Source organism: Flavobacterium sp. K77 (assembly GCF_021608205.1).
GTDB lineage: Bacteria > Bacteroidota > Bacteroidia > Flavobacteriales > Flavobacteriaceae > Flavobacterium > Flavobacterium turcicum.
In genome coordinates this window covers 1-16,544 of sequence record NZ_JAKIHO010000002.1, presented here as the reverse complement: position 1 = coordinate 16,544, position 16,544 = coordinate 1, and the positions used below count along the sequence as shown (strand labels likewise).

Below are 16,544 nucleotides of genomic sequence, written 5' to 3'. Positions count from 1 at the left end.
ATCACATACACAAAATCACTTTTATGACAGTGAAATTTTTATCCGTTTGCTTGTTGTTATTGTTTACAGAAATAATTCAAGGTCAACCAAGTACTGCAAGCCAACAAGTGAGTACTTTTGAAATTAAAGCTCCACAACTTCAAACCACCAAAAAAATCTGGGTGTACTTGCCCAAAAATTACAAAGGTTCCAAAAAGAAATATCCCGTAATGTACATGCACGACGGGCAAAATTTATTCGACGCTGCAACTTCTTTTAGCGGCGAATGGAATATTGATGAAAAACTCGATAGTTTGCAAGCACAAATTATAGTTATCGGAATTGAGCATGGCAATGAAAAACGACTAGACGAACTTACGCCTTTTAAAAACGAAAAATATGGAGGCGGCAAAGCAGACGAATACTTAGAATTCATCACAAAAACACTAAAACCTTATGTTGATCAAAACTTTAGAACCAAAACCGATAAAAATCATACGCTGATTATGGGAAGTTCTTTGGGTGGACTTAACTCCTTTTACGCCGTTTTAAAATATCCTAAAATATTTGGCAAAGCAGGCGTTTTTTCACCTTCGTTTTGGTTTTCAAAAGAGATTTATACCTTAATGGAAAGCAGTAAAAAAACGAAAGCCAAAATCTATTTTCTTTGTGGAGACAATGAAAGTCCAGAAATGGTTGCTGACCTTAACAAGATGGAATACCTATTGAACTCTAACCGCTGTTATTGCTTAAACAGAAATGAAAAAAAAATAGTTAAAGGTGGCCAACACAACGAAAAACTGTGGAGAGATGGTTTTGTGGACGCGCTTTTGTGGCTTGGCTATTAATTTTGAAAATGATTGAAACACATGAAACTTTTATTGCACCAATACGATTTAAAACTCAAACATACTTTTACGATTTCGAGAAAATCAATCAACACGCAGCCTACATTAATTGTCGAATTACAAAGTGACGGTTGCTCTGGTTATGGTGAAGCTACCGCAAATCCTTATTATAATATTACGGTACCCATGATGGTTGAAGATTTAAAGAAGTTAGAGTCCTTTTTAGACACCCTTAAACCTTGCAAACCAGAAGAATTTTGGAATCAAGTAGCACCTTTTTTAACACATAATAAATTTGCATTGTGTGCTTTAGACAATGCTTACAACGATTGGTATGCACGATCAAAAGGTTTAAAATTATACGAATTATGGAACTACAATACTTCAAATAATCCGCTGAGCAATTATACGATTGGAATTGATTCTATTGACAAAATGACTGCCAAAATGGAAGAATTGCCATGGCCGATTTATAAAATTAAATTAGGCACAGCTGAAGATTTGGCAATCGTAAAAGCACTCCGCAAACATACCAATGCCATTTTTAGAATTGATGCCAACTGCGGATGGACTGTTGACGAAACACTAAAAAATGCAAAGGAATTGCAACATCTTGGCGTAGAATTTTTAGAACAACCTTTACCTGCCAACGATTGGGAAGGTCATAAAAAAGTATATGAACACTCCGTTTTACCTATTATTGCTGATGAAAGTTGCATTATTGAAACAGATGTAGCGAAATGTTACCAATATTTTCACGGTGTAAATATCAAACTAACCAAGTGTGGCGGCTTAACTCCCGGCCGACGAATGCTAGCTGAAGCCAAGAAACTAGAAATGAAAACTATGGTTGGCTGCATGACCGAATCAACCGTAGGCATCTCCTCTATCGCGCATTTAATACCTGAGTTGGATTTTGTAGACATGGATGGCGCATTATTGCTGCAAGAAGACATCGCTACCGGAATTAAATTAGAATTTGGCAAAACAATCTACGCTCCCACTCCTGGAAATGGTGTGCAACTTTTGTAAACTAGCAATGGAAAGCGACTATTAAAAAAAACAACCGCTAATTACTTATAAACCGTACCTTTGCTAAAAATACATACCATGACAAATAACGATATCTTCAAAAAACTTCGCGTAGCATTAATGTTACGTGACGATCAAATAGTAGAAATTTTAGAATTAGTTGATTTTAGAATTACAAAATCAGAATTAGGCGCTTTTTTTAGAGATGAAAAGCACGAAAATTATATGGAATGCGGAGATCAAGTGTTGCGTAATTTCTTGAACGGATTGGTAATTCACTTGCGTGGAACGAAAGAAAACCCAAAGAATCCAAAAGACATTTTAGCCAAACACAAAGCGCAAATTCCTGTGAAAGACGGTGCCGAAAACAGACCGGAATTTAAAGCAAAACCAAGAGACACGGAAGGTTCACGAGGAGATGAAGCTCCTGCTAAAGCAAAACCGGCTGCAAAAAAACCATTCAAAAAAACTTTCGCAAAAGGAACTCCTAAAGTGCAAGTGGTTGAAAAAGTAAAATACAACTTCGGCAAAAACAAAAAATAAACCGAATGAAAACAGCGATTGTTATTGGAAGCACCGGATTGATTGGCTCTGCCTTGGTACAACTTTTATTAGAGAGTGCTGATTACAGCAAAGTCATTACTTTCGTAAAAAGAGATGCGGGCTTGCAACATCCTAAACTTGTGCAACATCAAATTGATTTTAACGCACCAGAAAGTTTCCAACAGTACATCGTGGGTGATGATTTGTTTTGTACTATTGGAACGACTATCAAAAATGCAGGTAGCCAAGAAGCGTTTAGAAAAGTAGATTTTGAATACCCTAAACATTTTGCAAGCATTGCTGTAGCACAAAATGTAAAGCAGTTTTTATTGATTTCCTCGTTGAACGCATCGGCAACATCAACTAATTTTTACCTCAAAACCAAAGGTGAAATTCAGGATTTTTTAAAAACCTTACCCTTTGAGAACGTTGCTATTTTACAACCTTCGCTATTACTTGGTCCAAGAGCTGAGTTTAGATTTGGAGAAAAAGTAGGCGCATTTTTTATGAAAATATTTTCCTTTGTATTTCAAGGGAACTTAAAAAAATACAAAGCCATACAAGGCGCTACCGTAGCCAAAGCGATGTACACTTTGGCTCAAAAAAATACTCAAGGTTTCCATATTTATGAATCGGACGTACTAGAAGAACTCGGTAAATAAAGCTCATTCAAAATCCTGATAATCCATCAGGATTTTTTTTAATCAAAATCAAATCCTATGAAACGGCTATTTTCTTTACTTTTTGTATTTTTTGCACTAAATCTTTCTGCTCAAACTAAAAAAGTTGCCGATCCAGCTTTCTTTTTTGATGGCAAATTGGTTTCGCAGGAAACCATAGCTTACATCGAACCCGACCTTATTGCAACCGTTAATGTCATAAAAAGAGATACAACAATAAACAATGTCCGTTTTGAAGGTCAACTTTTTATTCAATCCAAAAATCCGAAACAGTTTGACTTCATGACTTTGGAACAAATAAAAAATGAATATACCAAAGTCAAAACCAAAAGTGTGGGATACGCAATCAACGGTGAAATAATTAAAGACGGAATCGAAACTTTACAGTTAAATCGCAATTATATCTTAGAGGTCATTACAACCAACACCACCGAATTTTACAATTTAAGTTCTGGAGAAATTCAATCAGACATCATTCACATTCTCGGAAAAACTGCAAAAAACATCAAGGATAAAAAGGAGCAAATTTTAAAAAATGCTTCAAAAAAAGAATAAAACTAAAAGTAAAAAATTTTGGTTTGCGGTTTACGAACTACAACTCAACATACTACAACCTACTTTTTCACGAGCCCATTCTGGTCTTTTTGCAAACCATTTCTCAAATTCGGGTTGTTCCTCGTATGGTTTTTGAAGCACGTTAAATAATTCTTCTAAAATTGAATAGTCTCCTTTTTCGGCTGCATCAATTGCTAATTGTGCCATATAATTACGTAACACATATTTCGGGTTATAAGTATTCATTTTGTTAGCCCGCTCTTCATCTGAAATAGTATCCTTTTGTAAACGATTCAAATAGTTTTGCAACCATTGCTCCCACTCGGCTCGCACATTTTGAGGCAATTGTTCTTCATTGTAAAAAGCAATTCGAATAGTCTCAAAAGCTGCTTCAACAGCGTTATCTTTTGTGATTTTACCCAACATTCTAAAAAAGAGCGTCATATCCGTTTCTGCCTTTTCTAATAATTGCACCAAAGTGCCACTTAAAATCAAATCATTTTCGGCTTCACCAGTTAAACCCAATTTATCCTGCATCATTTGCAAATAATCCTTTTCGTAATCGGATCGAAAAGACTCTAAAACAGCTTCTAAAGGCGCTGCTTCCTCAATAAGAGGAAATAAAGCATTTGCCAATTGATACAAATTCCACAACGCAATTTCGGCTTGATTACCAAATCGATATCTCTTGTATTGTGCATCAGTCGTATTGGGTGTCCAACCTGAATTGTAATCCTCAAGCCAACCGTAAGGTCCATAATCAATCGTAATTCCGTGAATAGACATATTATCGGTATTCATTACACCATGCACAAAACCCACGCGCTGCCAATGAATAATCATGGTACGAGTCGCTTTTGCAACAGCACTAAAAAAGGCAACATATTTTGATACACCTTCTTCTTTTATATCCGAAAAATGGTGTTTGATGGTATAATCAGTCAATAATCTTAGATTTTCAAGGTCATTGCGTGCTGCAAAAATCTCGAAGCTTCCAAAACGAATAAAAGAAGGCGCTACTCTACATACGACCGCACCTTTTTCATAAGCAGGATTGCCATTGTATAAAATATCACGTAAAACCGGATCACCTGTCTCCATTAAAGATAAAGAGCGCGTTGTAGGAACTCCTAAATGATGCATGGACTCAGCACACAAATATTCACGGATAGACGAGCGCAAAACAGCAAAACCGTCCGCATTTCTAGAGTACGGTGTAGGTCCCGCACCCTTCAATTGGAGCGTATGCAGCTGATCATTATTTATAACCTCAGTCAAATTTATAGCACGACCATCTCCTAATTGCCCAGCCCAATTGCCAAACTGATGTCCTGCATAACACATGGCATACGGTTTAGTTCCGGGATAAACTGTCGATCCTGAAAAGACCTTTAAAAACTCAGGACTGTCCAAATCAGTTTGTGACAAACCAATATTGTCTGCAACTTCAGCAACAGCATGAATTAACACAGGATTAGATGGCACCACCGGTTGCACGTATGAAAAACAAGCATTTTCTACTTGACGCGGAATTTTATTTTGATCTTTATCAGCGGGTAATTCCGTAATAAAGCTATTGTGTATGTGAAGTTTCATAAACTGTTTTTTGAATAGACAAAGGTAAATCAAAGGGCTAACAAAATACTTTTTGTTACAATTTTATTAGCAATAGTTTAGGTTAAAGTAAAAGCGAAGCAAAAAAAAACCTGTTTGCCAGAGACAAACAGGTTTGTAATATATAACAAAAAATAAATTAAGAAAGTGCCGCTTGTACTTGATCAGCTGCTTCTTGAAATTCAACAGCAGATAAAATTGGCATTCCTGAATTATCGATTAATTCCTTTGCAATAGCTGCATTGGTACCTTGTAAACGAACAATGATTGGTACTTTAATAGCATCACCCATATTTTTGTAAGCGTCAACAACACCTTGCGCCACACGGTCACAACGTACGATTCCACCAAAAATATTAATCAAAATCGCTTTTACGTTTTGATCTTTTAAGATAATACGGAACGCAGTTTCAACACGTTTTGCATCAGCAGTTCCTCCTACGTCAAGGAAGTTAGCAGGCTCAAAACCAGCATATTTAATTAAATCCATAGTTGCCATTGCAAGACCTGCACCGTTAACCATACATCCTACAGTACCATCAAGATCAACATAGTTCAATCCTACTTCTTTTGCTTCAACTTCGATTGGATTTTCCTCACGAACGTCACGCATGTCAGCATATTTTGGTTGTCTGTATAAAGCATTATCATCGATATTTACTTTAGCATCAACAGCCATAATTTTATTATCAGATGTTTTCAAAACCGGATTGATTTCGAACATAGAAGCATCTGATCCGATGTATGCATTGTATAAAGAGTCGATGAATTTCACCATTTCTTTAAAAGCATTTCCAGATAGACCTAAGTTAAAAGCAATTCTTCTTGCTTGAAAACCTTGTAATCCTACAGAAGGATCAATTTCTTCAGTAAAAATCAAGTGTGGTGTGTGCTCAGCAACTTCTTCAATATCCATTCCACCTTCAGTAGAATACATAATCATGTTACGACCTGTAGCTCTATTCAATAAAACAGAAACATAAAATTCAGAAGTTTCACTTTCACCAGGATAATATACATCTTCAGCAATTAATACTTTGTGTACTTTTTTACCTTCAGCAGAGGTTTGAGGCGTGATCAATTGCATTCCGATGATTTGTTCTGCAATCTCTTCTACTTGCTGTAAATTTTTAGCAAGTTTAACTCCTCCACCTTTTCCACGTCCACCTGCGTGAATTTGTGCTTTTACCACATACCAACTTGTACCGGTTTCAGTTGTTAATTGTTTGGCAGCAGCTACCGCTTCTACTGGGCTATTAGCAACGATTCCGCGTTGAATACGCACTCCGTAGCTAGCTAAAATCTCTTTTCCTTGATATTCGTGTATGTTCATAATATAGAATTTGTCTGGCTTCTGAAATTTTTTCAGATTTTAAAGTGGCACAAAAATAGCAAAATTATGTGTAACTGCTCTTTTTTTTACTAAAAAATTGGGGAATTATTAGTGATGAAAGACTACCTAAACTGTGTCAACCAAAACAAATTTAAGCTTCTGTTATAATTTTGTTATATTTTTTTACTCCCCGTTGAAAATCAGCTTTGTTTATGCTTTTCCACTTGCGATTTGTCTATTTGTAGACTCGAATTTTATCGAAAAAACAAATCACCTCCCTTTAAATCACGTTTTTATATTTTTCACAACGTTTTTCTGTTATTACTATAAAAAATACTCGTATTTAACCAATTTGACTAATATTCCATACTAAATATTTAATTTTGAAGAAAAAAATTAAGCATGAAAGTTAAAGAACAAGGTCTGTATTTGCCCGAATTTGAACACGATAATTGCGGAGCAGGATTTATTTGTAATCTAAATGGAATTAAGTCGAACGATATTATTCACAAAGCACTTGACATTTTAATCAAGTTAGAACACCGCGGTGCCGTCAGTTCTGACGGACGCACAGGAGATGGAGCTGGAATTTTATTTGATATTCCTCACGCTTTTTTTAAAAAAGTCTGTGATTTCGATCTACCTGAAATAAGAGAATATGCTGTAGGAATGTTGTTTATGCCTAAAAGTGCGAACCAACTTTTATTTTGTAAAACTACTTTTGAAAAAGCCATTCAAGATCAAAACTTATCCATTTTAGGCTGGCGTACCGTTCCAGTTGATGTTACTAATTTAGGTGCAATTGCCGCCGAAAAAGAACCTAATGTAGTTCAAGTTTTTGTGGGTAAAAATGAGCAAGATTTGACAGAACAAGCCTTCAATGCCAAAATGTTTGCTGCAAGAAAAATAGCAGAGCATACCGTATTAAATTCCAGAATATCCGAGAGCTATCGTTTTTATTTCTCCAGTTTTTCTACCACTACCATAATATATAAAGGTCTATTAATGCCCGAAGACATCAGCAGGTATTACACCGATTTACTCGATGATGACTTGGTAACTCGCTTGGCGCTGGTTCACCAACGTTTTTCTACCAATACTTTTCCGTCTTGGGAACTCGCGCAACCCTTTCGCTACATGTGCCACAACGGAGAAATCAATACACTCCGCGGAAACATAAGCCGCATGCGTGCCCGTGAAGAGTTGATGAAAAGTGATGTTTTTGGCGAAGACATCAAAAAGCTTTTCCCAATTATCTTGGAAGGAAAATCAGATTCTGCCTCAATGGATATGGTTATTGAATTGTTACTGATGACAGGACGTTCCTTGCCTGAAGCCATGATGATGGTGGTTCCTGAAGCTTGGGAAAAACACCAAACGATGTCAGAAGATAAGAAAGCTTTTTACGAATACAACGCCTGTATTATGGAACCTTGGGATGGTCCAGCCTCTATTCCTTTTACAGATGGTAACGTTATTGGAGCGCTATTGGATAGAAATGGTTTGCGTCCTTCTCGATACACCTTAACCAAAAGTGGTTTCGTAATTATGTCCTCTGAAATTGGTGTATTAGATATCAAACCAGAAGATGTGATTCAGCACGGTCGATTAGAACCGGGGAAAATGTTTTTAGTTGACATGAATGAAGGCCGAATTATAGAAGATGACGAAATCAAAAATGCAATTGTCACCAAGCGCCCTTACAAACAATGGTTAGATGAAAATTTACTTCCGTTAGCGCAAATTCCATATACTGATAATCCTATTCCTGTTGAAAATATTGATTTTGAAACCAGACAGCGTTTATTTGGATATACTATTGAAGATTTAAAAACCATCATCAACCCAATGGGTGCCGAAGGCGCGGAAGCACTAAGCTCAATGGGGAATGATACTCCGCTTGCTGTTTTATCTGATCAGCCTCAATTGTTGTATAATTATTTCAAACAACTTTTTGCACAAGTAACTAACCCTCCGTTGGACGGTATTCGTGAAGAAATCATTACGGATATCAGTTTAGCAATTGGTGGCGATTATAATATTTTTGATATTGTTCCCAAACATTGTAAAAAACTAAAAATTCAAAATCCTGTTATCTCCAACGAAGATTTGGATAAAATTCGAAACATTGATCATGCCGATTTCAAGTCGGTCACTATTTCAATGTTGTACGAGATCAAAAAAGGCGTAAACGGCTTAGAACGCGCACTTGAAAAAGCAGTGCAAGCCACCTACAAAGCAGTTGCAGAAGGCTGCAATATTGTAATTTTGTCAGACAGAGGTGTTAGTGAAAAAATGGCTCCTATTCCAATGTTATTGGCGTGTTCGTATATTCATCATTCGCTAAACATTCTTAAAGTTCGATCAAAATTTGGTATCCTTATCGAATCGGCAGAACCACGTGAACCGCATCATTTTGCCCTATTATTTGGTTACGGAGCAAGTGCCATAAATCCATATATGGTCAACGAAATCATCCACAATCAAGTAAATGCAGGATTTATCACTGGTGTAAAAGCTGATTATGCCATTAAAAATTACAACAAAGCCATCGCAAAAGGTATTCTGAAAATCATGAATAAAATCGGAATTTCTACTTTGCATTCGTACAGAGCGGCACAAATTTTTGAAATCTTAGGACTGAACAAAACTTTTACTTCTAAATATTTCCCATACACACCATCTCGAATTGAAGGAATTGGCTTGATGGAAATTGAAAAAGAAGTCAAAAAAAGATACCAAAAAGCCTTTCCAAATTCTAAAGTCAGTAATTTACTTCCACTTGAAATTGGCGGTGTTTACAGATGGAGAAGATCAGGCGAAAAGCACATGTTCAATCCAACTACTATTTCTAAATTACAACAAGCAGTTCGTTTAAATAGTCCTGAAAGTTATAAAGAATACTCTAAAATGGTCAATGATCAAAGTGAAAATTTGATGACCATAAGAGGCTTATTTGAATTCAACAACTTAGATCCTATCCCTTTGGATGAAGTGGAACCTTGGACTGAAATTGTAAAAAAATTCAAAACAGGTGCCATGTCTTATGGATCTATCAGCCAAGAAGCACATGAAAACCTAGCGATCGCCATGAACAGAATTGGTGGTAAAAGCAATTCTGGAGAAGGAGGAGAAGATCCAAAACGTTTTCAAAAAGACTTAAATGGAGACTCTAGAAACAGCGCCATCAAACAAGTTGCTTCTGGCCGTTTTGGAGTTTCGATTAACTATTTGACCAACGCTCGTGAAATACAAATCAAAATGGCACAAGGAGCAAAGCCTGGTGAAGGTGGTCAATTACCTGGTGAAAAAGTAGTGCCTTGGATTGCCGAAACTCGAAATTCAACACCATATGTTGGCTTAATTTCGCCACCACCTCACCATGATATTTATTCAATTGAAGATTTATCGCAGTTGATTTTTGACCTAAAAAATGCCAATCGCGAAGCTAGAATTAATGTCAAATTAGTTTCTGAAGTTGGTGTAGGTACAATAGCTGCTGGAGTTGCAAAGGCAAAAGCAGATGTGATTTTAATTTCAGGATACGACGGAGGAACTGGAGCTGCTCCATTGACTTCATTAACTCATACCGGAATTCCTTGGGAACTTGGACTTGCCGAAGCACAACAGACATTGATTTTAAATGATTTACGAAGCCGAATCGTTTTAGAATGTGATGGGCAACTAAAAACGGGTCGCGATGTTGCTATAGCAGCCTTACTTGGAGCGGAGGAATTTGGTTTTGCAACAGCGCCATTAGTAGCTTCAGGTTGTATCATGATGCGAGCGTGTCACTTGAATACATGTCCTGTAGGAATTGCAACACAAGATCCTGAATTGAGAAAAAATTTCAAAGGAACGCCAGAGCACATTATCAACTTCATGTATTTTATTGCCGAAGAATTGCGAGAAATCATGGCTCAATTAGGCTTTAGAACCTTGAAAGAAATGGTTGGACAATCACAAAAACTGAATGTAAACAAAGCCATCAAGCATTATAAAGCAAGTGGACTAGATTTGTCTTCCATTTTATACAAACCTGAAAAAGCAAAAGAAGTTCCCAATCATAATACAACTACTCAAGATCATGCTTTAGAGCACGTTTTGGATTTTGATATTATCAAAGCGGCGATTCCATCAATTTATAGAAAAGAAAAAACAAGAGTCACCTTCGATATCAAAAACACCGATCGTTCTGTAGGAGCCATATTGAGTAACGAAATTTCAAAAATATACGGTGCGCAGGGTTTACCCGAAGACACTATTTTAGTTGATTTTACAGGATCCGCTGGGCAAAGTTTTGGGGCTTTTGCAACAAATGGATTATCATTTAAAATTCATGGCAACTGCAATGACTATCTAGGTAAAGGACTTTCAGGCGGAAAACTAATCATTAAAGTTCCTCCTACTGCTACCTTCAAACCTGAAGAAAACATCATTATTGGTAATGTGGCGCTATACGGGGCTATTACTGGTGAAGCCTACATTAATGGTATGGCAGGAGAACGTTTTTGTGTTCGAAATTCTGGAGCAACTGCCGTTGTTGAAGGAATTGGAGATCATGGCTGCGAGTACATGACAGGTGGAACTGTAGTAGTTTTAGGAAAAACTGGAAGGAATTTTGCAGCCGGTATGAGCGGTGGAATTGCGTATGTTTTCGATCCCAACAAAAAATTTGATGCACGAGTTTGTAACATGGAAATGGTTGGCTTGGAATCTTTAGAAGAGGACGACTTCACTAAACTACGTCGTTTGATTAAAAATCACTCGCTGTATACGAGTAGCCCTCTAGCAAAAAGAATTTTAGAGGATTGGGAAAATCAAAGTCTGCATTTTGTAAAAGTAATGCCTACAGATTACAAAAAAGCGTTGCAGCGCTTAGCCGAAGAAAAAGAAATTAAAGAACTTATAGCATCATAGTCATGGGAAAAATAGGAGGATTTAAAGAATATTCTAGAACCGACGAAAGTAATGTTGCAGTTCCAGAAAGAGTTTCAAATTATAATGAATTTACAATTCCATTAACCAAAGATAAAATAAAAGAACAAGGTTCCAGATGTATGGATTGCGGCATTCCATTTTGCCACAGCTCGTGTCCGTTAGGAAACTTAATTCCTGATTTCAACGATATGGTGCATCAAGAGGAATGGGAAAGTGCACTGAAAATATTACAATCTACTAATAATTTTCCTGAGTTTACAGGAAGACTTTGTCCAGCTCCTTGCGAAAAATCATGTGTTCTAGGAATCATTAGCGAGCCAGTTGCTATCGAAAATATTGAAAAAAATATTATTGAAAGAGGCTTTGCCGAAGGTTGGATCAAACCACAACCTCCAGGGGTTAGAACCGGAAAAACAGTTGCCGTAATTGGCTCTGGACCTGCTGGTTTGGCGGCAGCACAACAATTAAACCGCGCCGGACATACCGTTACAGTATTCGAAAGAGACAATGCCATTGGTGGATTATTGCGTTATGGAATTCCAAATTTCAAACTAGAAAAAGGGATTATTGATAGACGTATAAAAGTTTTAGAAGCGGAAGGAATTACATTTAAAACCAATGTCAATGTGGGGATAAATTATGAAATTTCAGAACTCAATAATTTCGATTCTGTTGTATTATGCGGTGGTGCTACAGAGCGTCGCAGTTTACCAACAAAAGGAATTGAAAGCAAAGGTGTGGTGCAGGCAATGGACTTTTTAACACAGCAAACCAAAGCATTATACGGTGAATCGATTCCTAATCAAATCAAAGCAACTAATAAAAATGTTATCGTTATTGGCGGTGGAGATACCGGATCAGACTGTGTAGGAACGTCAAACCGTCATGGTGCCAAATCAGTTACAAATTTTGAAATTTTACCAAAACCTCCAGTAAGCCGAAGCGAATCAACTCCATGGCCTTTTTGGCCCTTGCAATTAAAGACGTCTAGCTCTCATGAAGAAGGTTGCGACAGAAACTGGCTCATCAATACGAAGGAATTTATAGCCAATGAAGCTGGAGAACTGGTCGGCTTGAAAACCGTTGAAGTCGCTTGGAAAATGACACCTGGTCAGCGACCTGAATTAATTGAAAAAGAAGGTTCCGAAAAAATCTGGCCTTGTGACTTGGCACTTTTAGCACTCGGTTTTACAGGCCCTGAAAAAACATTAAGCGAGCAGCTAGGTATCAAAATTGACACCCGTAACAACTATCAAGCTACCAATTACCAAACCAATATTCCGCATATTTTCACTGCAGGCGACATGCGTAGAGGGCAATCCTTAATTGTTTGGGCAATTTCTGAAGGTCGTGAAGCCGCCAGAGAAGTAGATAAATACTTGATGGGTTATACCAATTTACCAACCAAAGGAAATGGCGATTTGCCTAGCCTATAAATTGTTTTAAACAATCAAAAAATGACTGCCAATTTAATTAATGGCAGTCATTTGATTTTTTAGGAGGTGCGCCTACCTCCACTATCGTTGCGGTAGCGTCGGGCTGTTCACTTCAAGTCCGCGCCGCTTTCGTAAAAACTACAGCGTCTGTGGGCTATCCGCTACCATCCCTCACCCAAAGTGAAAATTCGTATCTAAAACACTAATTTGTTTAAAATATAACTTTTTGTTACAATTTGTTAGAATTCATATCTTCCCTTGTAGGACTAAATAAAGAGTAATAAATTTGTTCAAAATTAATAATTATGCAATCAAAAGACTTAGTACAATTAGCAGAACAATTTGGTAGTCCATTATACGTATATGATGCCGAAAAAATACAATCTCAATACAACAGATTATCCAAAGCTTTTTCTAAGGTAAAACAGTTGCGCATCAATTATGCAATGAAAGCCTTATCAAACGTGGCGATACTTCAATTGTTACGAGAAATGGGTTCAGGTTTAGATACGGTTTCTATTCAAGAAGTACAATTAGGCTTGCACGCAGGCTACGAACCGGAAAAAATATTTTATACTCCAAACGGTGTTTCGCTTGAAGAAATAGAAGAAGTTGCCGCAATGGGAGTACAAGTAAATATTGATAATTTATCAATTTTGGAACAATTTGGAACAAAATATCCAAATGTGCCTGTTTGCATCCGAATCAATCCTCACGTGATGGCAGGTGGAAACGCCAATATATCTGTAGGTCATATTGATAGTAAATTTGGAATTTCAGTTCACCAATTACCACATTTGGTTCGAATTGTCGAAAATACAAAAATGAACATTGTAGGTATCCACATGCACACTGGTTCCGATATTTTAGATATTGAAGTGTTTTTGTATGCAGCTGAAATATTATTTGATGCCGCAAGAAATTTCAAAAACTTAGAATTCTTAGATTTCGGAAGCGGATTTAAAGTTCCATACAAAAAAGACGATATCGAAACAGATATTGAAGAGTTGGGTAAAAAACTATCAAAAAGATTCAACGCTTTTTGTGATGAGTATGGAAAAGAATTAACATTGATTTTCGAACCTGGAAAATTCCTTGTAAGTGAAGCTGGATATTTCTTAGCAAAAGTTAATGTAGTTAAACAAACAACTTCAACCGTATTCGCAGGAATCGATAGTGGTTTCAATCACTTAATTCGTCCAATGTTTTATGGTTCTCAGCACCATATCGAAAACATCTCAAACCCAAAAGGGAAAGAGCGTTTTTACTCTGTAGTAGGATATATTTGCGAAACGGACACATTTGCAAACAACAGAAGAATTGCCGAAATCAAAGAAGGCGATATACTCTCTTTTAGAAATGCAGGAGCCTATTGTTTCTCTATGGCATCAAACTATAACTCTAGATACAAACCTGCTGAAGTTTTATGGATGAACGGCGAAGGACATTTAATCAGAGCCCACGAAACCTTTGAAGATTTATTGAAAAATCAAATTCCATTACCACAAGCAATAGCAGCGGTTTAAAATAGAAAATCCCATTTACAGTCAATCAGATGTAAATGGGATTTTTCAATTCAAAAAACTATTATTTATCAAGTAAAGTTTCTAAAACTTCTGACTCAGTGCCATTCGTAAACGGAATTTTTAACATTTGCGAAAGTGTTGGTGCAATTTGAGTGATATATTTCTTTGCGTGTAACTCACCTTTAGGTACATGCCATCCATAAAAAAGAAGCGGTACATGAGTATCATAACTATTTGGAGATCCATGTGTTGTTCCTGTAGCTTGATATTCCATATAGCCCGTTTTATCTAAAATCACTAACTCACCATTCTGCTTAGGATCATAACCTTTAGCTATGGAACTCAAAAAATAATCATCACCAGACGAAGCTAAAATTTCTTCCTCAGTGTACACTCTTTTGATGTGTTCTTGTGTCATCAAAAATCCTTTGAATCTCTCTTTTACTTTTGTTAATTCTAAACCTTTTTGTTTTACCAAATCCATATTAAAAAATACATTGAAATTAGAATAGTCCAAGATAAGGTCTACAGCAAAAGTATCATTTGAAAATTTCTTTAAGGATTCAACAAAACCTTTGGTAGGAATATTTTTTACATTGTATTTATTATCCTTTAAATAATTTGGGTTTTCAGCTCCAGCATGATCAGCTGTTAGAAAAACTAAATAATTGTCCTTTCCAACTGTCTTGTCTAAGTAATTTAAAAATTGATCTATATTTTGATCAAGACGTAAATAGGTATCTTGAAGTTCAATTGAACGAGGCCCAAAAGTATGACCAACATAATCAGTCGAAGAAAAACTAACTGTTAAAAAATCCGTTATATCATCTTTTCCTAACTCCTCTTTTTCAATAGCTTTCATAGCTAAATCTGCTAAAATATCATTACCAAAGGGTGTAGTTCGTAACACATCAGCTCCTTTATCTTTATAGATCTTAGCTAAATCATAAGGAAAAACAGGACCATTAGCTTTATCTAATTTCCCCTCGTATGGATTATCATCAGCTAAACTTTCATTATAGGTTACTAATGGCTTCAATAAACTCCAACCTTTATTTACATAGTTCATAAACCGTTTTTCTTGGTTGAATTCAGTTACCCAATTAGGCAAATTTGCACCATAAAACGTACTTGAAATAAAGGAACCTGTTGAACTGTACCAAAATGCCCAATTAGCAAAATGTCCTGCTGGTAAAATAGCACCACGATCTTTAATACTCAATCCGATTACTTTACCTCTAAAATTAGTTGCCATACGCAACTCATCTGTAATAGTAGTACTTAAAAGATTTCGTGGTGACATTGCACCCTCATTTTCAGCACCTTCACCCAACGTCTTAACAGATGCGTCGTCAGTACAATACATATCTTTTCCCGTCGCTTTATTGAACCAATCATTTCCAACAATACCATGCGTTGATGGAGTTGCTCCAGTATAAATACTGGCATGACCTGGCGCAGTATAAGTTGGCACATAATTATAATGCATATTATGAAAAGTATATCCATTATTCATCAATCTTTTAAATCCATTTGCAGAAAAATCATCTGAAAAACGATATAAATATTCCATTTTCATTTGATCTACTACTATGCCTACTACCAATTTAGGGCGTTGTTGAGCTTGTGAGTTTAGAGACAAAACAACTGTCAAAAACAAAAAAATTTTCTTCATACTATAAATATATTTTATACAAAAATACAACATAAAGTTTAAACCCACTGTTGACAATTACCTCATGATACTAATTTAATAAATTATTAACCCGATAATAAATTATAAGATAGACTCCATAATAAATAGAATAATATTTTAGAAGACAACATCGCTTAAAAATGCCTTTAGAAAGCTGACTAAAATAAATTTTAAGAATATCCTATTTTTTAAAGTTCTCAAAATTTAAATTTACTATCATTTAATCGCAAAAAACCCTTCCACACATTAGTGTTGAAGGGTTTTACTGTGTACTCAGAGCGGGACTTGAACCCGCACGAACATTGCTGTTCACTGGATTTTAAGTCCAGCGTGTCTACCAATTTCACAATCCGAGCATGGT

The 16,544-nt window shown here is 36.3% G+C and carries 11 protein-coding genes and 1 tRNA gene; 8 read left to right on the top strand and 4 right to left on the bottom strand.

What is annotated here, in order from left to right; genetic code table 11:
• Positions 1-23: 23 nt before the first annotated feature.
• From L1S34_RS05690 to L1S34_RS05670, 5 genes are all read left to right on the top strand, one after another.
• On the top strand, positions 24-827 hold the full coding sequence (locus L1S34_RS05690) for an alpha/beta hydrolase (RefSeq protein ID WP_236363198.1): 804 nt from the start codon (positions 24-26) through the stop codon (positions 825-827).
• A gap of 21 nt (positions 828-848) precedes the next feature.
• Positions 849-1,859 (top strand): dipeptide epimerase, encoded by a 1,011-nt coding sequence (locus L1S34_RS05685; protein WP_236363197.1) that lies wholly within the window; start codon positions 849-851, stop codon positions 1,857-1,859.
• 78 nt (positions 1,860-1,937) lie between these two features.
• Positions 1,938-2,402: a DUF1456 family protein gene (locus L1S34_RS05680; RefSeq protein ID WP_236363196.1), complete on the top strand. Its 465-nt coding sequence runs from the start codon at positions 1,938-1,940 to the stop codon at positions 2,400-2,402.
• A 5-nt stretch (positions 2,403-2,407) separates the two neighbouring features.
• Positions 2,408-3,064 (top strand): NAD(P)H-binding protein, encoded by a 657-nt coding sequence (locus tag L1S34_RS05675; RefSeq protein WP_236363195.1) that lies wholly within the window; start codon positions 2,408-2,410, stop codon positions 3,062-3,064.
• A 57-nt stretch (positions 3,065-3,121) separates the two neighbouring features.
• On the top strand, positions 3,122-3,637 hold the full coding sequence (locus L1S34_RS05670; RefSeq protein ID WP_166134706.1) for a hypothetical protein: 516 nt from the start codon (positions 3,122-3,124) through the stop codon (positions 3,635-3,637).
• Between the two features lie 30 nt (positions 3,638-3,667).
• Here the strand turns inward: L1S34_RS05670 and L1S34_RS05665 are convergent, their stop codons facing one another.
• The gene (locus tag L1S34_RS05665) at positions 3,668-5,233 is read right to left on the bottom strand and encodes a protein adenylyltransferase SelO (RefSeq protein ID WP_236363194.1); all 1,566 of its coding nucleotides are present in this window, start codon (positions 5,231-5,233) and stop codon (positions 3,668-3,670) included.
• Between the two features lie 157 nt (positions 5,234-5,390).
• Complete coding sequence (gene sucC, locus L1S34_RS05660) at positions 5,391-6,584, bottom strand: ADP-forming succinate--CoA ligase subunit beta (RefSeq protein ID WP_166134700.1); 1,194 nt, start codon at positions 6,582-6,584, stop codon at positions 5,391-5,393.
• 402 nt (positions 6,585-6,986) lie between these two features.
• On the opposite strand from sucC, the gene gltB reads away from it, so the two are divergent.
• From gltB to lysA, 3 genes are all read left to right on the top strand, one after another.
• Positions 6,987-11,504: a glutamate synthase large subunit gene (gene gltB / locus L1S34_RS05655; RefSeq protein WP_236363193.1), complete on the top strand. Its 4,518-nt coding sequence runs from the start codon at positions 6,987-6,989 to the stop codon at positions 11,502-11,504.
• A 2-nt stretch (positions 11,505-11,506) separates the two neighbouring features.
• Complete coding sequence (locus L1S34_RS05650) at positions 11,507-12,961, top strand: glutamate synthase subunit beta (RefSeq protein ID WP_236363192.1); 1,455 nt, start codon at positions 11,507-11,509, stop codon at positions 12,959-12,961.
• Between the two features lie 305 nt (positions 12,962-13,266).
• The gene (lysA, locus tag L1S34_RS05645; protein WP_144894018.1) at positions 13,267-14,487 is read left to right on the top strand and encodes a diaminopimelate decarboxylase; all 1,221 of its coding nucleotides are present in this window, start codon (positions 13,267-13,269) and stop codon (positions 14,485-14,487) included.
• A gap of 61 nt (positions 14,488-14,548) precedes the next feature.
• On the opposite strand, the gene pafA is transcribed toward lysA, so the two are convergent.
• Both pafA and L1S34_RS05635 read right to left on the bottom strand, forming a co-directional pair.
• The gene (pafA, locus tag L1S34_RS05640) at positions 14,549-16,162 is read right to left on the bottom strand and encodes an alkaline phosphatase PafA (RefSeq protein WP_236363191.1); all 1,614 of its coding nucleotides are present in this window, start codon (positions 16,160-16,162) and stop codon (positions 14,549-14,551) included.
• 291 nt (positions 16,163-16,453) lie between these two features.
• Positions 16,454-16,539 (bottom strand) — tRNA-Leu (locus L1S34_RS05635).
• Between the last annotated feature and the right edge of the window lie 5 nt (positions 16,540-16,544).